This window comes from [Actinomadura] parvosata subsp. kistnae (assembly GCF_900323885.1).
Taxonomy (GTDB): domain Bacteria; phylum Actinomycetota; class Actinomycetes; order Streptosporangiales; family Streptosporangiaceae; genus Nonomuraea; species Nonomuraea composti.
Map to the genome: position 1 here is coordinate 1,165,001 of NZ_OOHJ01000018.1, position 23,504 is coordinate 1,188,504.

Here is a 23,504-nt window from a genome sequence, read left to right on the forward strand (position 1 = left end):
ACTCAGGCCCACTCAGGTAATCAGGAGGTTCTTCCCTCCCCACCTGACCCTCAAACCTCGCCAACGCCTCCACGGATCGACAGCCAGAGGCAAGCCGTCGGCAAGTCATCCGCAATCGTCCCTCGGTACGAAGTACGTACGAGCAGTCTGCGCTCACGGAGGTGGCCGACATGACACGGTCGGAGTTCGACGACATTCGCGCGTTCCTCGCCGACGAGGCGACGCACGCTGAAGACCTGCTTCGAGTCGCCAGGACTCTGATCGACGACCTGGAACACGCTCGCACGCGTGAGGCCGTCCTGCGTACCCACTACCTGCGCCTGCTGACGGCGGCGCGGGCCACGGTCGCGGCCGAGATGGCGGACCTGCCTGACCCCCTGGCGTTCCTCAGGCAGGAGCTGACCGATCGGGGGCAGCTGCCTGAGGACGGCGAGGCGGTGCAGCAGATCCTGTCCGACGCGCGCACGGCGGCCGCGTTGCTGGCCTACTTGGAGGCGACGCCGAAGCCGCGTCCCCGGGAGATGCGCCTGCGGCGCTGCGTCGGCACCGGCCGCCGGCTCCCCCGCTGAGCCGGACCCGCCGCCTCATCGATCGGCCCGCCCGGCCCGCCGCCTTAGCGATCGGCCCGACGGCGCGAACAAGCGGGACAAAGTTTCCGCACGCTGACGTCGCGACAACTTCGGGCATACCCACCCTTGGCGGGCCGCCTGTAAGACTCCGCATATGTGGCAGCGGGGGATGAACTGGACGGCAATCGTCGTGGTCGGGATATTCGGCGTGATGTGGGTCGGCATAGTGATTTATGCCGACCAGGGCTCACCGCTCTGGATGCGCATCGTCCAGGTCATCTTCGGCCTGTTCCTGCTCGCCTGGTCCGTACGCAAAGCGGTCACCCTGCTCAGCAAGGCATGAACCGCCGCCCCTAGGGCTGGAACCGGTACCCCATCCCCGGCTCGGTCAGCAGATGCACCGGGTGCGCCGGGTCCCGTTCGAGCTTGCGCCGTAGCTGGGCCATGTACTGGCGCAGGTAGTGCGTCTCCTTCAGGTAGGCGTCCCCCCAGACCTCGGTCAGGAGCTGGCGCTGGCTGATCAGCTTGCCGGGGTTGCGCAGCAGGATCTCCAGGAAGTGCCACTCGGTGGGCGTCAGGCGTACCCCGCCGGAGATCGTCTTGCTGCGGAGGTCGACGACGTGCTCGCCCACCTGCACCGTCGCGCTCTCCTCGTCGTGTTGCCCCGTGCGGCGGGTCACGGCGCGCACGCGCGCGAGAAGCTCGTCGATGCTGAAGGGCTTGGTCACGTAGTCGTCGGCGCCGGCGTCGAGCGCGTCCACCTTGTCGGTGCTGTCGGCCCGGCCGGACAGCACGATGATCGGGATCGAGGTCCAGCCGCGCAGCCCCTGGATGACCTCCACCCCGTCGAGATCGGGCAGCCCCAAGTCGAGGATGACGAGGTCGGGGTGCCAGTCGGCGGCCTGGCGCAGCGCCGTGCCGCCGTCGGGGGCGACCGCGACCTCGTACTGGCGCGCCGCGAGGTTGACCCGCAGGGCGCGCAGGATCTGGGGCTCGTCGTCCACCACGAGCACGCGGGTCACGTGGCCCGCCGCAGCGAGACGGTCATGGTGAGTCCTCCTCCGGGCGTGTCCTCAGGGACGAGCGTGCCGCCCATCGCCTCGGTCAGGCCGCGCGAGAGCGCCAGGCCCAGCCCGACTCCCGTGTGGTTGTCGCGATCCCCGAGCCGCTGGAACGGCAGGAACACCCTTTCATGCGCCTCGGGCGGTATGCCGGGGCCCCTGTCGATGACGCGGATCTCGACGCGGTCGCCGTGCCAGCTCGCCCCGACCCGTACGGGACGGCCGGCCGGGCTGTGGCGGACGGCGTTGGCGACCAGGTTGACGAGCACCCGCTCCAGGAGCGCGGGGTCGGCCATGACCTCGGGCGTGCCGGGCGGGATCTCAGTCACGACACGGCCGGGCGGCGGGCCGAGGTCGTCCACGGCGTGCGGGAGGACGTCCTCGATGGCGACGGGTTCGAGGGTGACGCCGAGGACGCCGGCCTGGAGGCGGCTCATGTCGAGCAGGTTCGACACCAGCCGGCTCAGCTTGATCAGCGATTCGTCGGCGGTGGCGAGCAGCTCGGCGCGGTCCTCGTCCGACCAGGTGACGTCGGTGCTGCGCAGGCTCTCCACCGCCGCTCGGGCGGAGGCGAGCGGAGTGCGCAGGTCGTGGCCCACGGCGGCGAGCAGCGCCGTCCGCATGCGGTCGGCCTCGGCCAGCGGCCCAGCGCGGTCGGCGGCCTCCCGCAGCCGCTGTTGCCGCAGCGCGACCGCCGCCTCCGCCGCGAACGCCTCCAGCACCCGCCGGTCGCTCACCTCCAGCGGGCGCCCGCGCGCCGCCAGCACCAGCCGGTCGTCGATCACCACGTCGTGGTCGGCCGTGCCGGGGCTCGTGGCGGGCATTCCCCCCGAAGTCGCCACGACCCGCCAGTCGCCGGACGATCCCGCTTCGTCCAAGCCCCGCTGAGGCTCCGGGTCCCGTTCAAGCTCCGAGCCCCGTTCGGGTTCCGGGCCTCGTTCCAGCAGGGTCACCGCGGACAGCCCGAACGTCTCGCGCATGCGCGCCAGCAGCGACGGCAGCGCCGACTCGCCGCGCAGCACGTGGCCCGCCAGCGTGGACAGCACCTCGGCGTCGGCCCGCGACCGCGCCGCCTCCCTGCTGCGCCGGGCCGCCAGGTCGACGACCGTGCTCACCATGGCCGCCACCAGCACGAAGATGGCCAGCGCGAGCACGTTCTCCGGCTCGGCGATCGTCAGGGTGTGCAGCGGCGGCGTGAAGAACCAGTTGAGCAGCCCGAACCCGAGCACCGCCGCGGTCAGCGCCGGCCACATGCCGCCCGTCAGCGCCACCGCCACGACGAGCAGCAGGAAGAGCAGGATCTCGCTGGGCAGCGTCAGGCCCGCCGGCCGGACGGCGGCCGTGAGCAGCGGCATCCCGAGCAGCGCCAGCGCCCAGCCGGACAGCCGGCGCCGGCCCGTCAGCGCGGCGCCGGACCGCGCCCGGTCGCGGCCCTTCGCGATCGCCTCGTGCGGCACGATGTGCACGTCGATCGAGCCCGCGAGTGCGGCCGTCGTCACCCCCACGCCTCGTGTGAGGGGCCGGCGTCTGCGGGAGGCGCCGAGGACGAGCTGGGTGGCGTTCGCGCCACGGGCGAACTCGAGCAGCGCCCGCGGCACGTCGTGCCCGACCACCTGGTGGTACGTCCCGCCCAGGCCCTCGACGAGGGCACGCTGGCGTACCAGATGGGCCGGGTCTGCCTTGGTGGTCAGGCCGTCGGCGCTGGTGATGTGCACGGCGAGCAGGTCGGCGCCCTTGCCTCTGGCCGCGATGCGCGCGGCCCGCCGGACGAGCGTGTCGCCCTCGGGACCGCCCGTCAGCGCGACGACCACGCGCTCGCGCGCCTCCCACGTGCCGGCGATGGCGTGGTCGGTGCGGTAGCGGCCGAGCTGTTCGTCCACCTTGTCCGCCACCCAGAGCAGGGCGAGCTCCCGCAGAGCGGTCAGGTTGCCGACGCGGAAGTAGTTGGCGAGCGCGGCGTCGACGCGTTCGGGCAGGTAGACGTTGCCGTGCGCCAGCCGGCGGCGCAGCGCCTCGGGCGCCATGTCGACCAGCTCGATCTGGTCGGCCCCGCGCACCACCTCGTCGGGCACGGTCTCGCGCTGCGGCACCCCGGTGATCCGCTCGACGACGTCGTTCAGCGATTCGAGGTGCTGGATGTTGACGGTGGAGACGACGTCGATGCCGGCGTCGAGGATCTCCTCGACGTCCTGCCAGCGCTTGGCGTTGCGGGAGCCGGGGACGTTCGTGTGGGCGAGCTCGTCGATGAGGGCGAGCGCGGGTGCGCGCGCGATGACGGCGTCGGGGTCGAGCTCGGTGAACGTCGTGCCGCGGTACGTCATGCCGCGCCGCGGCACGATCTCCAGCCCGTCGAGGAGGGCGGCGGTGCGGGCGCGGCCGTGGGTCTCGACGAAGCCCACGACCACGTCCTTGCCCCGCTCGCGGGCGCGCCGCGCCTCGCTCAGCATGGCGTACGTCTTGCCCACCCCGGGCGCCGCACCCAGGTAGACGCGCAGCCGCCCTCTCATTCCTCCAGGTTACGGCTGGTACGGCGGCGCGACCCCCCACCCCCAGCGCGGCACCGGGGCCTCCTGCGGCGGCGTCGCCCCTGGCTGCGAGTTGTGCACGGCCAGCTTGGTGCCCCATTCGATGTAGCTGACGAACGCGGCCCGGAACTCGGGATCGTCGGGCAACCCCGCCTCGTCGGCGGCGTCCATGAGCAGGCTCACCCATCGGCGGCGCTGCGGCTCGGTGATCGCCTTGCCGAGGTGGTGGCGGAGCATGTTGGGGTAGCCGCCGCGTTCGGTCGTGTAGCTGTCGGGGCCGCCGAAGACCTCGCTCAGCCACATCGCGACGTGCCGCGGGTGATCCGGGTCCATGTGCGCGAACAGCGGCCCGATCAGGTCGTCCTTGACGACGCTGCGGTAGAACACCTCGGTCAGCCGCTGGAAAGCCTCGGTGCCGCCCGCCCACTCGTACAGCGTCGGCACTGCCTCATCCGTCATGTAATCATGTAATCAGCCGCTGCTGCGGCCGACAAGCCCGATGACATACGAAAAAGTCCCCGGCCGCCGGATGAACCGGCGACCGGGGACTTTCCTTGGTAGCGGGGACAGGATTTGAACCTGCGACCTCTGGGTTATGAGCCCAGCGAGCTACCGAACTGCTCCACCCCGCGTCGGTGTGTCAGTACTTACTATACAGGCTGTCGAGCAGTGCGCGAACCAGTCATCCGCCCACCACAAGCGAAAGCCCGGGTCTCCGTTTCCGGATTCCCGGGCCTCTACCTGGTAGCGGGGGCAGGATTTGAACCTGCGACCTCTGGGTTATGAGCCCAGCGAGCTACCGAACTGCTCCACCCCGCGTCGCTTGTGCCTTTGTAGGCTACCGGGCGGCGCGGGGCGAGCGCAAATCGAAAGCGTCAAGAGGTCGTGCTCGTAGGCGATGGCGACGCCGACTGTGACGCCGACGGTGACGCCGACGGTGACGCCGACGCTGAGGGCGATGCCGACGGCGAAGCGCTGGGCGAGGCGGACGGTGACGGCGTCGCAGCCGGCTGCTGCGCGTTCGCCCCCTCCAGCGCCTGCAGCGCCTCCTCCAGCCGCTTCTGGGCGTCGCCGTAGGCGTCCCAGTCGGGCGGGCTGGCCTGCAGCGCCTTCTGCGCGTCCGCGTAGGCCTTCTTGGCGTTGGAGATCGCCGTGTTGAGGGCCGAGTTGGACGTGTTGGGCTGGGCCTGTTGCTGATCGCTCGGTTGTTGCTGCTGTTGCTCGCCGCCGAAGACCTCGGCGAGCGCCTCCTCCAGCGTGCGGGCCACACCGATCTTGCTGCCGAACGACACCAGGACCCGCTGCAGGATCGGGTACGGCTCCTGCCCGCCGCCCGCGGTCACCTGGATGTACACCGGCTCGATGTAGACCAGGCCGCCCGCGTACGGGAGCGTGAGCAGGTTTCCGTAACGGACCGACGAGGCGCCCACGCCCAGCAGGTTCAGCTCACCGGCGAAGCGGCTCTGGAACGCGTTCTGGGCCTGACCGGGGCCGGGGATGGGAGTGGCGGACGGCGGCATCCGCAGGATGCGCATCCGGCCGTACTCGGGCCCGGCCGTCGAGTTGACCGCCATGAACGCCGCCAGGTTCGGGCCCTGCCGGGGCACGAACGTCGTGGTCAGCGAGAACGCCGGCGTGTTGGTGCCCGGCATCGTGGTGGTCAGGTAGTAGGGCGGCTGCTTGATGTTCTTGTCGCCCTGGGTCGGGTCGCCGGGGACGTTCCAGACGTCCTGGCCGCCGTAGAAGGCGCCCGGGTCGGTGATGTGGTAGCGCGACAGCGTGAAGCGCTGCACCTTGAACAGGTCTTCCGGGTAGCGCACGTGCTGGCGCAGGTCGGCGCTCATCTCGGAGGCCGGGCTGATGACGCCGGGGAAGGCGCTGCTCCAGGTCTTGAGCAGCGGGTCGTTGGCGTCCCACGCGTACAGCTTGACCGTGCCGTCGTAGGCGTCGACCGTGGCCTTGACGCTGTTGCGGATGTAGTTGATCTTGTCGCTCGGCTGCTGCGCGATGACGCGGCGGTCGGTGGAGGTGTCGCGCGTCATGTCGCCGAGGCTCTGGCTCTGCGCGTACGGGTAGTCGTTCGACGTCGTGTACCCGTCGACGATCCACTGGATCCGGCCGTCGACGATCGCCGGGTAGGGGTTGCCGTCGAGCGTGAGGAACGGCGCGACCTTCTCGACCCGGTCACGCGGGTTGCGCACGTACAGGATCTTGGAGGCGTCGTTGATGTCGCCCGACAGGACGATGTTCGCCTCGCTGTACTTGGCCGCGTACAGGAGCCGGTTGAAGAACGAGCCGACGGGCACGCCGCCCTTGCCGGTGTAGGTGGTGTTCTTCTGGCCCGTGCCGCCGGTCTCCGGGTAGTCGAGCTCCTGCGGGTTATTGGGGTCGCCGCCCGCGATCACGTACTCGGAGGCCGACTCGTTCTCGCCGAAGTAGATGCGCGATTCCTTGAGCTTGGTGCTGTCGACCAGCGGGCCGGTGACCGGCATGTCCTTGGCGTCGTACGCGGGCAGACCGCTGGAGTCGACCTGGTTGCCCGGCGCGGCGACGAAGCCGTAGCCGTGGGTGTACTTCAGGACGCGGTTGATCCAGTTGTTCTGCTCGGTGGGCGGCCCGGTCAGCTCGCGCACGCCGACGATGTGGTCGACGGGCTTGCCGGAGCTGTCGGGGTAGCGGTCGACGTCGAGCGGGTCGGCGAAGCTGTAGAAGCCTCTGATGCGCTGCGTCTGCTCGTAGGTGGAGCCGAGCAGCGCCGGGTCGAGCAGGCGCACGCCGGAGACGGAGGTGTCGCCGTTGGCCTGCACCTTGGCCGGGTCGGCCTGCGCGTTGTAGGTCTCGACCTCGACCTTGTCGATGTTGTACGCCTCGCGCGTGGCCTGGATGTTGCGCTGGATGTAGGCCGACTCCTTGCCCTGCTGGTTGGGCTTGACCTGGAACTGCTCGACCAGCGCCGGGTAGACGCCGCCGATCAGGATGGCCGAGAGCACGAGCAGGCCGAAGGAGACGCCGGGCAGCATGCCGCCGGGCCGGAACACGCCGGCGAAGAACAGCGCGGCGCAGATCAGCGCGATGATCGCGAGGATGGTCTTGGCCGGCAGGACGGCGTTGACGTCGGTGTAGGAGGCGCCGTGCACGTAGCCGCGGTCGGAGAAGACCAGGCCGAACCGGTCGACCCAGTAGGCGATGGCCTTGAGCAGCACGAAGATGCCCAGCAGGACCGACAGGTGGATGCGGGCCGCCTTGGAGGCGTGCACGCCGGGCGACTGCAGCCGGAAGCCGCCGTACAGGTAGTGGGTGATCGCCGCCAGGACGATCGAGATGATCACGGCGGTGAACAGGAAGTTCAGCACCATCCGGATGAACGGATAGTCGAACATGAAGAACGAGATGTCCATCCCGAACAACTTGTCCGTCTTGCCGAACGAGGCGCCGTTGCTGAACTCGAGCCACGTCTTCCACTGGCCCGCGAAGGAGGAGCCGGAGAAGATGGCGAGCAGCCCCATGCCGACAATGAAGATCAGCTTTCGGTGGGGGTCGAGCGCCATGCGATAGCGGTCGGCTCCGCTGCCACCACCGAAGATCGCCGGCCCGAACATGGGCCGCGTCTTGAACGCCAGCAACATGTTGCCGCCGGCGATGCCGACCATCAGCAGCGCTCCGACCACGAACAGCACGATCTGGGTCAGCACCATGCCGCTGAAGACCGCGGTGAAGCCGGTCGAGTCGTACCACAGATAATCGGTATAAATGCCGGAAAATAGGAAGAACAGCGCCACGATCGCCACGAGAGCGATCGCCACAGGCAGAAGCAGTCGCGGTCGGCGGGGCAAGCGCATCGCCCTACCGGCTCCTGGGGTCCGGAAGCTCAAGGCCAACCCCTCGTCGTAATGAAAAACGGTCCGTGTCTGGCAACCTACACCGCTGTGCCAGCCGTACGGCTAACGCACGACGATCGCCAGAAGTTTCATCCGGCCTCGCACGAGGGCACTTCGCCCTTGCCCGTGCGCAGCGCGTCGAGCGCGAGCACCGCCTGGTGCAGCGTGTCGGCCCTGACCAGCCGCAGGCCGTCGGGGACGGCGTTGAGCGCCTCCGCGCAGTTGCCCGGCGGGGTCAGGAAGACGGTGGCGCCGGAGTCTTTGGCACCGATCATCTTCTGCGCGATGCCGCCGATCGCGCCCACCTCGCCCGTCGGCTGGATGGTGCCGGTGCCGGCGATCTTCTTGCCGCCGGTCAGCTCGCCCGGCGTCAGCTTGTCGAGTATGCCGAGGGAGAACATCAGCCCCGCGCTGGGCCCGCCGACGTCGCCGACGTTGATGTCGACGTCGAACGGGAACTTGAACTTGGGGCCCATGGTCAGGCCGACGATCGTCTGCCCCTTGGGCCCGGCCACGGTCTGCAGGGTGACGTCGAGCTTCTTGCCGCCGCGCACGATGCCCAGCACGACGCTCTCGCCCGGCTTGTGCGCCTTGACCGCCTGCTGGACGGCGTCGGAATCCTTCGTCGGCTTGCCGTCGACGGCGGTGATCTCGTCGTCCTTCTGCACCTTGCCGTCGGCCGGCTTGCCCTTCTCCGTGGACAGCACCCCCACGCCCACCGAGTAGGGGATCTTCAGCTCGGTCAGCGCGGCGGCGGTCGCGGAGTCTTGGGAGTTCGACATCTCGACGACGTTCTCCTCCTCGACCTCCTCCGCGTCGCGGCCGGGAGCGAAGATCGCCTCCTGCGGCACCACCGCCACCGTCGGGTCGAGCCAGCCGCGCAGCGCCGTCAGCAGGTCGATCTGGGCGGCCGGGCCGCCCTGGTAGGCCACCGTCACCAGGTTCAGCGCGCCGCTGGTCGGGTAGGTCTGCCTGCCCTTGATGGAGATCACGGGCTTCTTGTCGACCTCGCCGATCGTGTTCTCCGTGGGGCCCGGGCTCAGCACGACGTACGGGACCGGGCGGAACGCGCCGATCACCCCGAGCGCGAGCACGAGGAAACCCGCGATCAGCAGGGTCAGGGCGCGTCGTGACATGTCGATGAGCTTATTCGCCGGCGCCGACCCACTCGGTCTCGCCGTCGGCGAACACCTGGTGCTTCCAGATGGGGACCTGCGCCTTGAGATCGTCGATCAGGCGGCGGGCCGCCTCGAACGCCTCACCCCTGTGCGGCGCGGCCACGGCGACGACCACGGCGATGTCGCCCAGCTCCAGCTCGCCCACCCGGTGCACGGCGGCGACCGCCGTGACGGGGAAGTCGGCCGCCACCTTTTCGGCGACCCGCCGCAGCTCGGCCTCCGCCGAGGGGTGGGCCGAGTAGGAGAGCCTGGTCACCGGCTTCCCATGGTCTTGCTCACGGACGGTGCCCACGAAGAACGCGGTGCCGCCCGCGGCGTGATCGGCCACGGCTGCCAGCACCTCGTCGACCGAGAGCGAGGTGTCGCGAATGCCGAGCAAGCGGATGACGTCCACGGGAAAGACTCTAACCGTTCATCCGCGCCGCTTCTTACGTACCTGACGGACGATCGCGGCGGTGCCGATCACGGCCACCGTGGCGCCGGCGGCGGTGAGCGTGGCCTCCTTGACGGGCAGGCGCCTGCCGACCACCGTCGTACGGTTCTCCCGCAGCTCCAGGAGCTGCTCGAAGGCGGCCTCGTTCGTCCACGACGGCTTCCAGCCGGCCTCGCGCAGCGCCGCGCAGTCGACCACCCACGGGTAGACGACATAGTGCAGATCGGTCGCGGGGGCCGGGGTGATGCCGAGGCGGTGCAGGCGCTGCGCCGTGCCGAACGTCAGGCCCGCCGGGAGCTCCAGGCTCCTGATGCCGGACAGCTCCTCGACCTGCTCCTGCTCCAGCCAGCCGTCGCAGCCGACCGCCACCACGCCGCTGACCAGGCCGCGCGCCGCCAGCTCCAGCGCTGAGACCAGGTCGTCGATGTGGCAGAACTGCCAGTGCGGGCTGCAGCCCTTGACGGTGAGCAGCCTCGGCGACTCGAAGTGGCGGGTGATCACCGTGTCGACGCCGGGGCCGACGACGGCCGCCGGACGCAGCACGGTCACCTCCAGGCCGGGGTGGCTGCGCAGCGAGCGGCGTACCAGGGACTCGATCTCCAGGAAGTCGCCCACGACGCCCGTGTCCGGCTCGGCCGCCACGGGGGCGTCCTCCGGCAGCGGCACCTCGTTGTCGGGCGCGGCCCCGTACACCATCGCGCTCGTGACCAGCACCACCCGCCGCACGCGCGCGGCGGCGCAGGCCGTCAGCACCGTCTGGGCGGCGCGCAGGTTGTACGCCCGCCGCTCGGCCGGGTCGGAGTCGACGGCGTAGTCACCGGCCAGATGGACCAGGACGTCGATGTCGGAGATCCGGTTCGCCAAGAGCGGATCTCGTACGTCGATCACTCTCCACGTGGCTTCCTGGACGTCGCCGCGTTCTTCGTCGATGGCCACCACTCTGCGGAAATCCGCGGAGGTCACGAGTTTCGCGAGCACTTCCCGGCCCAGGCCGGAGGCCGCACCCGTGACGGCGACGACGGGTTGACGCGGGCGTTTCGAGGTAGGCACCAGGTCCTCACTTTGCACTGATCCGCCGTCGGACGACTAACGTGGCGGATGTGGATTCCTCCTCCATCCTGCATGAGGTAGACCGGTGACTGACCTGCCAGGTCGCGAAAACGACCCTAACGAGAACCCGTTCGCCATGTTCGGCAACCCCGAGCAGATGGCCCAGGCCATGCGCCAGTTCGCCGACATGTTGTCGGCGCCGCAGGGCTCCGGCCCCGTCAACTGGGACATGGCGAAGAACATCGCCAGGCACGCCGTGGTCGCCGAGGGCGACCCCAGTGTCATGGAAGGCGAGCGCCGCCAGATCGTCGACGCGCTCAGCCTGGCCGACCTTTGGCTCAACGAGGCGACGACGCTGCCCAGCGGCGTGTCGGCCCCGCAGGCCTGGAGCCGCTCGGAGTGGATCGAGAACACGATCCCGATTTGGCGAAAGCTTTGCGAGCCGATCGCGGAGCGCATGGTCGACACCATGGGCGGCGCGCTCGGCGGCTCGGGGCTGCCCCCCGAGGCCCAGCAGATGGCCGGGCCGCTGATGGGCATGCTGAAGCAGATGGGCGGCATGATGGTCGGCCAGCAGATCGGGCAGGCGCTCGGCTCGCTGGCCCGCGAGGTCATCGGCACGACCGACATCGGGCTGCCCCTGTCCGACACGGCCGCGCTGCTGCCCGGCGGCATCGCCCACTTCAGCGACGGCCTGGAGATCCCCGCCGACGAGATCAGGCTCTATCTCGCGCTGCGCGAGGCCGCGCACCACCGGCTGTTCCAGCACGTGCCGTGGCTGCGCTCGCACCTGCTGGGCGCCGTCGAGGAGTACGCCAAGGGCATCACGGTCGACACGTCCGCCCTCGAAGAGCAGATCCGCGGGCTCGACATCAACAACCCCCAGGCCATCCAAGAGGCGCTGAGCGGGGGAAACCTGCTCAAGCCCGAGGAGACCGAGCGTCAGAAGGCCGCGCTGGCGCGGTTGGAGACGATGCTCGCCCTGGTCGAGGGGTGGGTCGCCACCGTGGTCGACCAGGCCGCGCAGGGCAAGCTGCCCTCCGCCGTCGCGCTCGGCGAGACCGTACGCCGGCGGCGGGCCACCGGCGGGCCGGCCGAGCTCACGTTCGGCACCCTGGTCGGGCTGGAGCTGCGGCCCAGGCGGCTGCGCGAGGCCGCCGCACTATGGCAGGCGCTGCAGAACGAGCGCGGGCTCGACGGGCGCGACGCGCTGTGGGGCCACCCCGACCTGATGCCGACGGCCGACGACCTCGACGACCCCGACGCGTTCCTCCGCGGCGACGCCACGTGGGACATCTCCCAGCTCGACGAAGGCCCTGACGACAAGGGCGACGAAGGTTGAGCCTGCTGCACGACGACGCGGTGGAGGTGCTGTCCTCCTGGACGGCGCCGACTCCCGAGGAAGAGGCGCTGCGCGCCGAGTTCCTGGAGCACCTGCGCACGCACGACGACGCCATGCTGCGCGAATGCGTGCCCGGGCATCTGACGGCGACCACGGCGGTGCTCTCGCACGACGGCTCCAAGGTGCTGCTCACGCTGCACCCCAAGGCCAAGATGTGGCTGCCGATGGGGGGTCATTGCGAGATCTCCGACACGTCACTCGCGGCGGCCGCGCTGCGCGAGGCGTGGGAGGAGTCGGGGATCTCCGGCCTGGAGCTGCTGCCGGGGCCGCTCGCGGTCGACAAGCACGCCGTGTGGTGCCATCCGCCGCGCAGCTGGCACCTCGACGTCGAGTACGCCGCCGTGGCGCCGGCCGGGGCCGAGGCCGTGATGAGCGAGGAGTCGCTCGACCTGCGCTGGTTCCCCGTCGACGAGATCCCCGAGCTGTCCGACGAGGCGACACGGAGATTGGCCGCTCGCGGACAAGCGGCGCTCGGCTCGGGCTCGCGCATGCTTGGCTAGAGTCTTTTGTGTCGTTCCAAAAGGGGGCTGCGTGGAGACTTCTGCCGTCGGCGGCACGATCGTGACACCCGTACGCAAACGCAGGAAGTTCCCCGCAACGGCGCTGACCTGGGCCGCGGTGACCCCGTTCGCCGCCTGGGCGGTGGTCAGGGTCGCCGGGCTGGAGCGCGGGTCGCTGCCCACGCAGCTCATGACGGCCACCCCGTACGCGGCGGCGGGCTCGCTCATCCCCCTGCTGATCGCCGCGGTCGGGCGCAGGCGGGCCGCGACCGCCGTCGCGCTGCTGTCGGCCACGGCGCTCGGCTTCAGCGTGCTGCCCAGGGCGCTGGGCACCGCCGAGGCCACCGCGGGCCGGCCGTTCAAGGTCATGACGATCAACATGCTGTTCGGCAGGGCCGACATCGCGACGATCATGAAGCTGGTGCGGGAGTTCCAGCCTGACGTGCTGAGCACCCAGGAGCTGACGCCGGGCGCGGTCGCCGACCTCGACGCGGCCGGGCTCAAGGAGATCATGCCGTACCGGGTGCTCCAGGACGAATGGAGCGCCGGCGGCAGCGGGCTCTACTCCAGGCATCCCGCGCAGGCGCTCTGGGACGTCATGCCGCCCGTCGGGCACCAGATGCCCGCGGCGACGATCTCGCTGCCCGGCGGCAAGGCGATCGAGTTCATCGACGCGCACCCGTTCCCGCCGCTGGGGCCGCAGGTCGGCGACTGGAACGCGGCACTCGCGGCCTTCCCCTCCGCCTCGGCCGACCGGATCAGGATCATCGCCGGCGACTTCAACGCCTCGCTCGACCACGCCGCCATGCGGGGGCTGCTGTCGCGGGGCTACAAGGACGCGGCCGACCAGGTGGGGGCCGGGCTGATCCCCACGTGGCCGGCGAACAAGCGGGTGCCGCCGCTCATCACCATCGACCACGTGCTGGTGGATCAGCGGGTGGGGGTGCGGGAGGTCAGCGTGCGTGACGTGCCCGGCACCGACCATCGGGCCGTGCTGGCCGAGCTCACCGTGCCGTGACCAGGGCTCTCGTGTCCTGGCTCAACGTGCGGCGACCAGGGCCCTCGTGTCTTCGCTCATTGACCAGGGCTCTCGCGTCCTGGCTCAACGTGCGGCAACCAGGGCCCTCGTGTCTTCGCTCATTGACCAGGGCTCTCGCGTCTTCGCTCACCGTGCGGTGACCAGGGCCCTTGTGTTGTCCCAGCCTTCGAGGCCGGGGTCGAGGCGCTCGACGTCCTGGGGCGTGCGCAGGCGGTGCCAGCCCGGGGTGGTGGCCACCCGGCGGGGGCCGGGCGCCTGAGCGCGCAGGTCTTTGACGGCGTCGTACGCGTCGAGGTCGGGGGCCGCCCAGGCCGGGGCGGGCAGGGCGCAGGCCATGGCCACGGCGCCGCCGCCCTCCGCCGGGCAGACCGTGATCTCGGCCCGGCCCAGCTCCCTGAACAGCTTGCCGATGAGCAGCGGCGGCAGATCGGGCGCGTCGGCGCTGACGACCGCGACCTGATCGCCCTCCAGACGTGCCAGTACGTCCTTCAGCGGCTCGTCCTCGCCGATCGTGATCACCTCGGTGCCCGGCCAGACGATCTCGTCGAGGCCGGGGACGCTGGTGACCAGCACGGGGGTGACGAGCTCCAGGCCCGCGACGATCTCGTACGTGTCTTCGGCCATCGCCTCCAGGAACTCGTCGGGGTCGATGCCAGGGGGCGCGGCCTGCGCCATGTGCTGTCGTACCAGGACGGCGGCGATGCGCGTCAACACTCCTCCGGTGCCGTGTGGGCCGCGGCGGAGAACCCCTCCAGGAACCCGCGGGCCCGCTCCGCCTTCGGATACTGTTCTACCAGCGCCCAGAACTTGGCCCCGTGGCTGGGCACCAGCAGGTGCACCAGCTCATGGATGATCACATAGTTGATGACCCACTCGGGCAGGCCCTTGAGCCTGGTGGAGATGCGGATGGTACCGGTCTCCGGCGTGCACGAACCCCAGCGGTGCTGCTGGTTGTCGACCCAGCGCACGCTCACGGGCTGCGGCTCGCCGTCCAGATACTTCGCCGACAGCTCTTTGGCCCGTTCGAGCAGCGCCTCGTCGGTCGGCCTTCGCCGACGCTCCTTGGCGGCCAGCCGATCCAGCATCCGGCTCACCCATTCATCCGCGTCTTCGCCGCTCAGCCAGGCGGGCAGGAGCACGATGGTCTTGTCGCCGTCGCGGTATGCGGACACCGTACGCCGGCGACGAGAACTGCGACGAACCTCGACTGTCTCGGGGGGCACATATGCACGGTAGCCGAGACTGACGAAATTCCACAGAGGGTGGACGTTGTTTCTGCTGGTCAGATGATTAAGAGCCGGTGAATTTGGGCATGCGCCTTTCCCGATGTGCGGCCAGGCCCTCCATCATGTCGGCGGAGGCCATGGTCACGGGCTGGGCCAAGGATTCCCACCTCAGAGCGGCTTCCAGGTCTTGATGGTCTTGGTTGAGGGCGACTTTGGTGAGTCTTGTGGCAATGGGAGCGTTCTGAGCGATCTTCGCCGCGATGCCGGCTACTTCCGACATTAGGTCATTTTTCGGGAAACTCTGATTTACCAGCCCTTTATCCGCCGCTTCCGCCCCCGACACCGTGCGGCCCGTCAGCAGCATCTCCCGCGCCAGCGCGGGCGCCCTCCTCGGCAGGAGGTACGTGGCCGCCATCCCCGGATGCAGCCCCAGGGAGGTGAACGGGGCCAGCAGCTTGGCGTCGTCGGCGGCGTACACGAGGTCGCAGGCCAGCGCCACACACAGCCCCGCACCCACCGCCGGCCCGTTGACGGCGGCGACCGTCGGGATCTCGAGCTCCGTGATCATCAGCCAGGTCCGGTAGAAGGCCAGCATCCGCTCCCGCAGCCGCGGCACGGGCTCCGCGCCGCGTTCCCCGATCCACGACAGATCGCCTCCGGAGGAGAAGGCCGTCCCCGCACCCGTCACCACCAGGCATCGGGCGTCGCGGTCCGAGGCCAGGTCCGTCATGGTCGCCCGCCATTCGGCCGTCATGGTGTCGGTCATGGCGTTGCGGAGGTCGGGGCGGTTGAGGGTGATGAGTACTACTCCGTCGTCTTTGCGATCAACTGAGAGCTCGTTCATGCGGGGAAGCGTATAGCGGGCTGTCTGGCTGGACCGCTTAGCCGGGGCGCCCGGCCGCGCTCCCAGCTGCGACATCCAGCCGGTCCGCCAAACCGGAATGCTCAGCTGAGTGCACCCGCGCGGAGTGCGCGGCCGGATCACCCGTCGCATCGCCCAGCGGGATCGCCCAGCCGCATCGTGCAGTCAGCATGCCCAGCCGCGTCACCCAGGTCGCCATCCAGGCGCCCAGCCAGTTACCTGGCCTAGTTGCGTCGCCCGGTTGCGTCGCCGGGCTGCACGCCGGCTTGCGTGGCGAGGGTCATAACCACCGGGCGGGAGTTTCCACAAGGCGGAGAGACGTTGGCGGAAGTTATCCACAGCCGACACCGAACCCTCTCGGGATCTTGCTCCGGCATGGAAACCTTCCCGCCATGAGGCCACGTGTGAAGCCCACCCTGCGACGCATCCTCCGCGATGAGCGCACCCTGCAGCTCGGCGCACACCCCCTTCGTGCGGTCACGCTGAGCGGCCTGACCCCACCCGTCCGCGAGTGGGTCGAGGGCCTCGACGGCACTCGCGATCTGGAGACGGTCCTGCGCGAGGCGGCCTTGGCGGGCCTCGACGAACTCCGCGCCCGTTCCCTGCTCGAACAGCTCGCCGCCCAGGGCGCCCTGCACGACGCCTCCACCGGCCCCGGTTCCCTGCGCGAGCTGCCGCTGGCGGAAAGAGACCGCCTCAAACCCGACCTCAACGCCCTCGACCTCGGCTCCACCGCTCCCGACGGCATGATCGCCCTCTTCGAGCGCCGCCGCGGTTCACGCGTGCGCGTCTACGGCGCCGGCCGCGTCGGAGCCCAGGTCGTCGCCCTGCTGGCCGCCGCCGGCGTGGGCCACATCCGCGTCCTCGACCCAGAGGAAACCCGCCCGCAGGACCTCACACCCGGAGGTCTCACGTGGGCAGAGGTAGGCATGCCACGCGAGGTCGGCGCCGTGGCCGTGGCCAGGAGACTCACCTCAGCCGGCCGCACCCCCGTGGAGCCCGACGAGCCCACGGCCGCCGAGATCAAGGCGGCCTTCGACGCCGCCGGCCTACCCCCCGACCCCATCGACCCCCGCGACGCCCCAGGAGCCCCCAGATCCTCCAGATACCGCATGGGCGGACCACCCCCCACGCGAGCCACCGGCACATCAGCAGCCAGGGGCACTGGCACCGGGGCGACCAGGGGCACCAGCGCAGGTGCGCCCAGAAGCACCGGCACGGGAGCGACCGGGGGCACTGGCGCAGGCGTAACCAGGAGCGCCGGCACAGGAGCGACCGGAGGCATTGGCACAGGAGCGACCAGGAACACCGGGGCTCGCCTTCCCACGCCTGCGCGCGGCAACGGCGGCGACCCCTCTTCCCGCGCCCGGCCCGCCATCTCGTCGCCGGCACCGCCGAACTCCCGCACCAATCCCGCGCCAAGCACGCGCACCGGTCCCCCGTCGGAGGGCCCGCACGCCGGTCCTCCATCGAGCACGCCCGCGGGCACTCCGCCGAACGCGCACGCAGGCACCCCCTCGAACGCGCACGCAGGCGCATCGCCGGACGCCCGTGCAGGCGCCATGCCAAATGCGCGCGCAAAGGCTCTGCCGGCCTCTCCCCCCTCCTCCAGGCCAGGCCCTGGCGCGACTCCTTCCCGTGACACCAGCGGCAGCGGTGCCTTCTCGCGGACCCCGTCGCGGGAGGCCGTCCCCCTCTCCACCCCGCGCGCTGCCGACCCATCCCGGCAGAGAAACCACGCTGTCGAGCCATCCGCGCAGAGGAGCCATGCTGTCGAGCCATCCGCGCAGAGGAGTCATGCTGCCGAATCACCTCGGGAGAGGAAGCGCACAACGGAGCCGGCCCCGGACAAGACCGAGAAAGGAAGGAGGACAAGGAAGCGTGAGGCCGGCGAGGCGGAGGATCAGTGCCGGCCGACGGTCAAGGCGGTGGCCGGTGGGACGCCCCTTGGGGACAAGTCGGACCTGCCGGACCTCGTCATCCTGGCCCCGGTCACCCCGCTCGACATGTTGCTGGTCGACGACCTCACCTTCCTGCGCATCCCCCACCTCCTCGTGTCCGCCTTCGAGGGCCACGGCACCGTGGGCCCGCTGGTCCTGCCCGGTGACACGGCGTGCCTGCACTGCATCGATCTGACGCGGCGGGATCACGATCCCCGCTGGCCCATCGTCAGGGCGCGTCTGGGTGGGTATCCACCAGGGGAGATCGCCTGTGACGTGGCTCTGTCGGCGGCCGTCGCGGCCCAGGTGGTCGGTCATGCGCTTGCTTTTCTCGACGGCAAGGAGCCCCCTGTGACCAACGGCACAATGGACGTAACCCCTGATTGGCGCTGGAAGAGGCGGTCGTGGAAGGCCCACCCCCAATGTCGTTGTATGCGAAACAATCCATATTCGCTAAGAATGGTCATGGCACCTGACCGCGACTGACGTGCTCAGAACGACCACGAAGGTCAGAGCGACCACGAAGGGGGGAAGCGGTATCTCGCCGAGGTTCCGCGCATCAGTGTGAGCGATCTTCCGCGCCGTGCTGTCACGCGTTCGGCCAAGCTGGCCACCCTTCCACTCGGTTTCGCCGGTCGCGCCGCCCTCGGCCTGGGCAAACGCATCGGGGGCAAGTCGGCGGAGATGGTGGCGCAGGAGGTTCAGCAGCGCACCGCCGAGCAGGTGTTCAAGGTGCTCGGCGAGCTCAAGGGCGGCGCCATGAAGCTGGGGCAGGCGCTGTCCATCTTTGAGGCGGCGCTGCCGCAGGAGATCGCCGGTCCCTATCGCGCCACGCTGACGAAGCTCCAGGAGGCCGCACCGCCGCTGCCCGTGTCGACCGTCCACAAGGTCCTGACCGAGCAGCTGGGCGACGACTGGCGGGAGCACTTCCTGTCGTTCGACGACCAGCCGACGGCGGCGGCCTCCATCGGCCAGGTGCACAAGGCGGTGTGGCACGACGGCCGGGAGGTGGCCGTCAAGATCCAGTACCCGGGGGCCGGCAAGGCGCTGCTCGGCGACTTCTCGCAGCTCGCGCGGCTGGGCAAGCTGTTCGGCGTCCTGCTGCCGGGGCTCGACATGAAGTCCCTGCTGAGCGAGCTGCGCGAGCGCATCGCGGAAGAGCTCGACTACCTGCGAGAGGCGGAGGCCCAGCACGCCTTCGCCCTCGAGTTCGACGAAGACCCCGACTTCCACGTCCCCGACGTGGTCGCGGCCAACGAGATGGTGCTGGTCACCGAGTGGATGGAAGGCACCCCGCTGTCGCGCATCATCTCCGACGGTACCAAGGAGGAGCGCGATCACGCGGGCCTGCTCTTCGTCCGCTTCCTGTTCTGCTCCCCCGCCCGCGTCGGGATGCTGCACGCCGACCCGCACCCCGGCAACTTCCGCATGCTCCCCAACGGCAAGCTCGGCATCCTCGACTTCGGCGCCGTCAACCGCCTGCCCGACGGCTACCCCAAGGCGTTCGGCCAGCTCACCCGCATCTTCAACCAGGGCGACATGGAAACCGTCATGGCGGGCCTGCGCCAGGAGGGGTTCATCCGCCAGGACATCGACATCGACCCCGACGCGCTGCGCGCCTTCCTCGCCCCGTACGTGGAGCCGACGGCGGTGGAGGAGTTCACGTTCAGCCGCGAGTGGCTCCAGGCCCAGGCGGCCCGCGTCGCCGATCTCCGCCCCACCAACGTCGTCCGCCAGCTCAACCTCCCACCGTCATACGTCCTCATCCACCGCGTGCACGCGGCCGGCGTCGGCGTGCTCTGCCAGCTCGGCACCACCGCCCGCTTCCGAGACGAGGTGATCCGCTGGGTCCCCGGCTTCGCCGACGACCCCGACGACCAACCACTACCGATCGGCTAGCCCTATCACCGCCTCGGACACCCGCCCTTCTTGATTCGCGGACGCACTCAACCACGCCGGGGCATGCCACCGCGCACGCCCTGTCGCGAGATGACACCCGCGGCGGGGACAGACGCACACGCATCGCCGGGCAGCCATAGCCCTCGGCTGCGCTGTCAACAGACGAATCGGCTCCGAGAGGGCAAAACGAGGAACGGCGAAGGGGTAGTGCGGGCGCGAGGTGCGTCGCGTCGGAGATGGCGCGAATCTGAGACACGGCGCGCGAGAGGCGGCGAGTACGAGGCACGGTCCTCGCGCTAGGGGAAGTACGAGACGCAGGCGTGCGCGGTAGTGCGTACGCCTGCGTCTATGTGCAGGCGCAGCAGGCATGAGGGCGACGCTTACGCGTCGTCAAGGCTCGGGCAGTGCACCGGCGCGCAAGGGGCGGGCGACGCGTAGAGTGCGAGGCCCGACAGGGGTTGATCAGGTGAGGCCCCGAGGAGGGACTGGACGCCTTCGGTGAGGATGCGTTCGCCCTCCTCGCGGGAGTTCAGGAACCAGCCTGGTAGTGGGGTGCGGAGCGAGCAGGTGAGCTCGATGCTCACCAGGCCGTGGATCGTGGTCCAGATGAGGTACGCCGAGCGCTGCGGGTTCGACGATTGGATGAGGCCAGCCTGGGCGGCTGCGGCCGTGGCTTCGGTGAGCAGGCCGAAGCAGTGGTGGAGGGCCTCGTGGCGTTGCTCCGGTGACGGGTCGAAGTCGGGGAGCGGGCGCTCGAACATCAGCGCGTACAGGGCCGGGTCGGTCAGGGCGAACCGCCTGTAGCCGTACGCCACCGCCATGATCCTGGCCCTCGGGTCCGTGTGGCCGTTCAGGGAGCTGGTCATCGCCTCGTGGAGGAGGTGGAAGCCGTGCTCGTAGATCGCTTCCAGGAGGCCGGCGCGGCTGCCGAAGCAGGTGTAGATGCCCATGGTGGAGGTGGCGGCGGCGTCTGCCACGCGGCGCAGGGTGAGGTAGGGGGCGCCTTGTTCGCGTAGGACGCGCATGGCGGCGTCCAAGAGGTCCTGGCGCAGTGCGCCGAGTTCTTTCGAGGTGCTTACGGCTCTCGGCACACTCTCACTTTATCGGGCGATAACGAGCATCATAACAAGCGTTATCGCGGGCTTGGCGGGGTGAGGAGACCAAGGGCATACGAGGTGAGGCGGAGTGAAGGGCAAGGCAGAGCACAGGAAGAAGGGCTGCGAGCGAAGGCGAGGAAGGACGGGCGGTGAGCGAGCGGATAGTGAGCGAAGCAAAGGGGCAGGGCGAAGCGCGCGTAGGGGGATGGGTGGCGCAAGGGAGATGGGCGAACCGAGGGGGCGGAGCAAGGCGGGCGGCGTAAGACGGCCGGGTGTGGGAGGCGGGTAACGAGGCGGGTGGCGGAGGCGGCGAAGCGAAGGGCGGGCGAGCGGGCGGCGAAGTGAGCCGAAGGGAGCGCGGGAGCGAAGCGCGGGAGCGAAGCGCGGGAGCGAAGCGCGGGAGCGAAGCGCGGGAGCGAAGCGCGGGGACAGGTGATGAGGCGTGAGGGAGGAGGGCGGAGCGGGGGCGGTGTTGATGGGGCAGGGCGAGCTGGGCAAGGCAGGTGGCGGGGTGCGGGAGCGAAGCGCGGGGACGAAGCGCGCGGATGAGCGATGAGGCGTGAGGGAGGAGGGCGGAGCGGGGGCGGGTGTTGATGGGGGCAGGGCGAGCGGGGGCAAGGCAGGTGGCGGGGTGCGATGGGTGCGTCGCCGATCAATCAGGAAAGGGATCGTTCATGGGTGTTCAGCGAGTTGCTGCTGTGGCGGGGTTCGGGTGTGCCGTGTTACTCGTCGTCAATGCGGGGCGGCGGGGTGGGTTAGTTCCTGAGACGGCGTTCACGCATGCCATCGCGCCGTTCGCGGCGCTCACCGGGCTGCTGGCGATCACCGGGATCTACCTGCTCATTCGGGAGCGGGCCGGGGTGCTGGGACTGGTGGGGTACGTGCTCAACTCGGCCGGGCTGGCTGGGGCGTTCGCGGTCGAGTACACGCTGCACTTCGTCTTTCCCTACCTCGGGAGCGGGACCGTGCGCGGGCTGCTGGCGGGTGGGACCGGGCGGGCGTTCCTGGTGACGTCGGTCGTGCTGCTGGTGGGGGTGCTGACCTTCGCGGTGGCGGCGGGCAGGAGTGGGGTCATGCCGGTCGTGGGCGTGGTGCTCTACGCGGTGGGCATGGTGCCGGGGTCGCTCAGGAATCTGGTGCCGGAGCCGGTCTATCTGGGTGGGCTGGTGGCGGCGGGGGTCGGGGTCGCCTGGATGGCGGTGCGGCTCTGGGCGGCGGCCAAAGCGGAGGCAGAGAAGGCGCCGGTGATGGCGGTTGGGCAAGGGTGATGGCGGTTAGGCAAGGGTGATGGCGGTTGGGCAAGGTGAGTGAAGGCCTGGTGCCCGCCGAGTGGATGGGGCTGGCTGTCTCCACCGAGTGAAGTGGGGATCGCGGGGAGTCATGTCCCCGCTGAGTGGATGTGAAGGTGGGGACGAGGTGCTGTCCCTACTGAGTGGAGGCAGGGAGCAGGTGCTGTGCCTACTCGGTGGAGCGAGGAGCAGGTGCTGTGCCTACTCGGTGGAGGCGGGGGCCAGGTGCTGTCCCTATTCGGTGGAGGTGAGGATCGGGCCGTGTCCCAAAGTGGGCCGAAGGAGCGAGGGGTGAGGTAGCGGCTGGCACGACGGCTGAGCCAAGAAGCCAAGGAGCCAAGGAGCCGAGCCGGGGCGAGGGCCGTCCCGACTGTGTGAAGGCGAGGGGCGAGGGGCGTTCTCGCAAAGTGAGGTGCCGTCGCCACTGCGCGAGGGTGGCAAAGGGAAGAGCCGGGCGCAAGATGCGCCCGGCTCTTCCATGTGACGGATCTGACGGGGAGATCCTGCGCCGGCGGCAGGACCTCCCCGATCAGATCTGGCGGCTCAGGGCCTGGCGGAGACGGTCGTTCGCCCGCTTGACCTCCCGTCGCGCCCGCTGCACGCGGGTGACGCGCAGGATGAGACGCGCTTCCTCCGCCTCTCGGTGGAGGGTTTGTATTCGGTCGTTGACCAGGTCATGAATAAGATCCGGCACTGCGAGGCTCCTGCTCGGTCGAGTGGTCATCGTTTTGGTTCGCTTTCTGGTTCGTTGGTGCGTAGCGGTTGTGGTGGTGGTCAGGCGGCGACCGGGTGCTTGCGGGGACGGCCGCGCGGACGCTTGCGGGGAACGATCGTTCCCCTGAGGATCAGCTCGCCGCCCCAGACGCCCCACGGCTCCTCGCGCTCGAGCGCGCGGGCCAGGCAGGCCTTCTGGATCGGGCAGCCGCCGCAGAGTGCCTTGGCGAACTCGACGTCCTCCGGCGACTCGGCGAACCACAGGTCAGGGTCGGTACGACAGGGGATCTTGGCTTCGTCGATCAGGTCCATGATCGTCTTCGCCCCCATCTGCTTTCTCCTTCGATCGATCTTTTGATCTGTTGGGTCGGGCACCTCGTAGGTGGTCGGGGATCGCGGACAAACAAGAAGGCCGCGGATCCTGTGTGCGGATCCGCGGCCTGGGGGCTGCTATGTGCCGGTCAGGTTATGACCGGAGCATCCCTCCAGGGTTGCGGACCGCACAGTCCACCCTTGGTGAGCTGGTTGGCCGGCAGTTCGATACGTGCCATGTAGACAGGAGCGCCTGGTGCGGCGGCCACGGCGACATGGGCGCGCGCGGAGAAGGCGGCGGCCTGGCTACGGGCAGACTTCTCCTGCCGCAGCTTGGCGGGCCCATCGGCGAGCCTCACCGAGTCACGGCATGCGAAGGCGAGCCACTGCGTGGCCGACATCTGAATGCTGATCACCGGGACTCACCTCCACTCTCTGGATCGTCGGAACAAAGCCGTCCGACTCGCTTGACCATGACCCTAAACCGGGAGGCCGGGAAGGGGCAACATATTTTCTACCTGCGATTTCGC

21 protein-coding genes, 2 tRNA genes and 1 pseudogene are annotated in these 23,504 nt (G+C 69.8%); 9 read left to right on the forward strand and 15 right to left on the reverse strand.

The genetic code is table 11. From position 1 onward, the window contains the following. Positions 1-170: 170 nt before the first annotated feature. Both KIS93_RS25390 and KIS93_RS25395 read left to right on the forward strand, forming a co-directional pair. Positions 171-569: a hypothetical protein gene (locus KIS93_RS25390; protein ID WP_080047515.1), complete on the forward strand. Its 399-nt coding sequence runs from the start codon at positions 171-173 to the stop codon at positions 567-569. 169 nt (positions 570-738) lie between these two features. Next, positions 739-912 carry a hypothetical protein gene (locus tag KIS93_RS25395; protein WP_230465807.1) on the forward strand — a complete coding sequence of 58 codons (174 nt, stop codon included), beginning with the start codon at positions 739-741 and terminating at the stop codon, positions 910-912. Positions 913-922: 10 nt separating this feature from the next. Here the strand turns inward: KIS93_RS25395 and KIS93_RS25400 are convergent, their stop codons facing one another. From KIS93_RS25400 to KIS93_RS25440, 9 genes are all read right to left on the reverse strand, one after another. Further along, positions 923-1,591, reverse strand: a complete 669-nt coding sequence (locus tag KIS93_RS25400; protein ID WP_080045311.1) for a response regulator — start codon at positions 1,589-1,591, stop codon at positions 923-925. After that, complete coding sequence (locus tag KIS93_RS25405; protein ID WP_186404428.1) at positions 1,588-4,137, reverse strand: DUF4118 domain-containing protein; 2,550 nt, start codon at positions 4,135-4,137, stop codon at positions 1,588-1,590. Before KIS93_RS25405 ends, KIS93_RS25400 begins: the two co-directional genes overlap by 4 nt. Before the next feature lie 9 nt (positions 4,138-4,146). Next, positions 4,147-4,614: a group II truncated hemoglobin gene (locus tag KIS93_RS25410; RefSeq protein ID WP_186404429.1), complete on the reverse strand. Its 468-nt coding sequence runs from the start codon at positions 4,612-4,614 to the stop codon at positions 4,147-4,149. A gap of 96 nt (positions 4,615-4,710) precedes the next feature. Next, positions 4,711-4,787: transfer RNA gene (locus KIS93_RS25415), tRNA-Met, on the reverse strand. Between the two features lie 110 nt (positions 4,788-4,897). Continuing rightward, a tRNA-Met gene (locus KIS93_RS25420) sits at positions 4,898-4,974 on the reverse strand. A 56-nt stretch (positions 4,975-5,030) separates the two neighbouring features. Continuing rightward, complete coding sequence (locus KIS93_RS25425) at positions 5,031-7,994, reverse strand: UPF0182 family membrane protein (RefSeq protein WP_080045310.1); 2,964 nt, start codon at positions 7,992-7,994, stop codon at positions 5,031-5,033. Between the two features lie 128 nt (positions 7,995-8,122). Continuing rightward, on the reverse strand, positions 8,123-9,169 hold the full coding sequence (locus KIS93_RS25430; protein WP_080045309.1) for a YlbL family protein: 1,047 nt from the start codon (positions 9,167-9,169) through the stop codon (positions 8,123-8,125). A 10-nt stretch (positions 9,170-9,179) separates the two neighbouring features. Continuing rightward, on the reverse strand, positions 9,180-9,605 hold the full coding sequence (locus KIS93_RS25435; RefSeq protein ID WP_080045308.1) for a molybdenum cofactor biosynthesis protein MoaE: 426 nt from the start codon (positions 9,603-9,605) through the stop codon (positions 9,180-9,182). Between the two features lie 18 nt (positions 9,606-9,623). Further along, a complete protein-coding gene (locus KIS93_RS25440) occupies positions 9,624-10,697 on the reverse strand; it encodes an NAD-dependent epimerase/dehydratase family protein (RefSeq protein WP_080047514.1) in 1,074 nt (357 codons plus the stop codon). A gap of 133 nt (positions 10,698-10,830) precedes the next feature. Between KIS93_RS25440 and KIS93_RS25445 the strand changes: the two genes are divergently transcribed. The 3 genes from KIS93_RS25445 to KIS93_RS25455 are packed head-to-tail and all read left to right on the forward strand — an operon-like array spanning position 10,831 to position 13,614. Next, positions 10,831-12,036, forward strand: a complete 1,206-nt coding sequence (locus KIS93_RS25445; RefSeq protein ID WP_080045307.1) for a zinc-dependent metalloprotease — start codon at positions 10,831-10,833, stop codon at positions 12,034-12,036. Continuing rightward, positions 12,033-12,596 (forward strand): NUDIX hydrolase, encoded by a 564-nt coding sequence (locus KIS93_RS25450; RefSeq protein WP_418113635.1) that lies wholly within the window; start codon positions 12,033-12,035, stop codon positions 12,594-12,596. The genes KIS93_RS25445 and KIS93_RS25450 overlap by 4 nt, the downstream gene beginning before the upstream one ends. A gap of 31 nt (positions 12,597-12,627) precedes the next feature. Continuing rightward, complete coding sequence (locus KIS93_RS25455; RefSeq protein WP_080045306.1) at positions 12,628-13,614, forward strand: endonuclease/exonuclease/phosphatase family protein; 987 nt, start codon at positions 12,628-12,630, stop codon at positions 13,612-13,614. A 147-nt stretch (positions 13,615-13,761) separates the two neighbouring features. Here the strand turns inward: KIS93_RS25455 and KIS93_RS25460 are convergent, their stop codons facing one another. The 3 genes from KIS93_RS25460 to KIS93_RS25470 form a co-directional block, all read right to left on the reverse strand. Next, entirely contained in the window at positions 13,762-14,346 is a 585-nt protein-coding gene (locus tag KIS93_RS25460) for a glycosyltransferase family protein (protein WP_080045305.1), read from the reverse strand. After that, positions 14,343-14,858, reverse strand: a complete 516-nt coding sequence (locus tag KIS93_RS25465) for a M48 metallopeptidase family protein (RefSeq protein ID WP_222107624.1) — start codon at positions 14,856-14,858, stop codon at positions 14,343-14,345. Before KIS93_RS25465 ends, KIS93_RS25460 begins: the two co-directional genes overlap by 4 nt. A gap of 67 nt (positions 14,859-14,925) precedes the next feature. Beyond that, positions 14,926-15,705 carry an enoyl-CoA hydratase/isomerase family protein gene (locus KIS93_RS25470; RefSeq protein ID WP_080047511.1) on the reverse strand — a complete coding sequence of 260 codons (780 nt, stop codon included), beginning with the start codon at positions 15,703-15,705 and terminating at the stop codon, positions 14,926-14,928. Between the two features lie 764 nt (positions 15,706-16,469). Here KIS93_RS25470 and KIS93_RS65635 point away from each other — a divergent pair. The 3 genes and pseudogenes from KIS93_RS65635 to KIS93_RS25485 all read left to right on the forward strand — a co-directional run. Continuing rightward, a pseudogene (locus tag KIS93_RS65635) lies at positions 16,470-16,685 on the forward strand (ThiF family adenylyltransferase); the annotation flags it as partial. Positions 16,686-17,651: 966 nt separating this feature from the next. After that, positions 17,652-18,149 (forward strand): hypothetical protein, encoded by a 498-nt coding sequence (locus tag KIS93_RS25480; protein ID WP_168018398.1) that lies wholly within the window; start codon positions 17,652-17,654, stop codon positions 18,147-18,149. 78 nt (positions 18,150-18,227) lie between these two features. Continuing rightward, complete coding sequence (locus KIS93_RS25485; protein ID WP_080045304.1) at positions 18,228-19,562, forward strand: ABC1 kinase family protein; 1,335 nt, start codon at positions 18,228-18,230, stop codon at positions 19,560-19,562. Between the two features lie 380 nt (positions 19,563-19,942). On the opposite strand, the gene KIS93_RS25490 is transcribed toward KIS93_RS25485, so the two are convergent. Continuing rightward, on the reverse strand, positions 19,943-20,653 hold the full coding sequence (locus KIS93_RS25490; RefSeq protein WP_186404430.1) for a TetR/AcrR family transcriptional regulator: 711 nt from the start codon (positions 20,651-20,653) through the stop codon (positions 19,943-19,945). 680 nt (positions 20,654-21,333) lie between these two features. Here KIS93_RS25490 and KIS93_RS25495 point away from each other — a divergent pair. Beyond that, positions 21,334-21,927: a hypothetical protein gene (locus KIS93_RS25495; RefSeq protein ID WP_186404431.1), complete on the forward strand. Its 594-nt coding sequence runs from the start codon at positions 21,334-21,336 to the stop codon at positions 21,925-21,927. 795 nt (positions 21,928-22,722) lie between these two features. Here the strand turns inward: KIS93_RS25495 and KIS93_RS25500 are convergent. Both KIS93_RS25500 and KIS93_RS25505 read right to left on the reverse strand, forming a co-directional pair. Beyond that, a complete protein-coding gene (locus KIS93_RS25500) occupies positions 22,723-22,992 on the reverse strand; it encodes a WhiB family transcriptional regulator (protein ID WP_080045300.1) in 270 nt (89 codons plus the stop codon). A 131-nt stretch (positions 22,993-23,123) separates the two neighbouring features. Further along, a complete protein-coding gene (locus tag KIS93_RS25505; RefSeq protein WP_080045299.1) occupies positions 23,124-23,390 on the reverse strand; it encodes a hypothetical protein in 267 nt (88 codons plus the stop codon). Between the last annotated feature and the right edge of the window lie 114 nt (positions 23,391-23,504).

Coding starts and splice junctions, on each gene's coding strand:
- KIS93_RS25410 (WP_186404429.1), bottom strand. CDS start 4,614: ATGACGGATGAGGCAGTGCCGACGCTGTACGAGTGGGCGGGCGGCACC.
- KIS93_RS25405 (WP_186404428.1), bottom strand. CDS start 4,137: ATGAGAGGGCGGCTGCGCGTCTACCTGGGTGCGGCGCCCGGGGTGGGC.
- KIS93_RS25495 (WP_186404431.1), top strand. CDS start 21,334: ATGGGTGTTCAGCGAGTTGCTGCTGTGGCGGGGTTCGGGTGTGCCGTG.
- KIS93_RS25425 (WP_080045310.1), bottom strand. CDS start 7,994: ATGCGCTTGCCCCGCCGACCGCGACTGCTTCTGCCTGTGGCGATCGCT.
- KIS93_RS25395 (WP_230465807.1), top strand. CDS start 739: ATGAACTGGACGGCAATCGTCGTGGTCGGGATATTCGGCGTGATGTGG.
- KIS93_RS25445 (WP_080045307.1), top strand. CDS start 10,831: ATGTTCGGCAACCCCGAGCAGATGGCCCAGGCCATGCGCCAGTTCGCC.
- KIS93_RS25390 (WP_080047515.1), top strand. CDS start 171: ATGACACGGTCGGAGTTCGACGACATTCGCGCGTTCCTCGCCGACGAG.
- KIS93_RS25470 (WP_080047511.1), bottom strand. CDS start 15,705: ATGAACGAGCTCTCAGTTGATCGCAAAGACGACGGAGTAGTACTCATC.
- KIS93_RS25430 (WP_080045309.1), bottom strand. CDS start 9,169: ATGTCACGACGCGCCCTGACCCTGCTGATCGCGGGTTTCCTCGTGCTC.
- KIS93_RS25500 (WP_080045300.1), bottom strand. CDS start 22,992: ATGGGGGCGAAGACGATCATGGACCTGATCGACGAAGCCAAGATCCCC.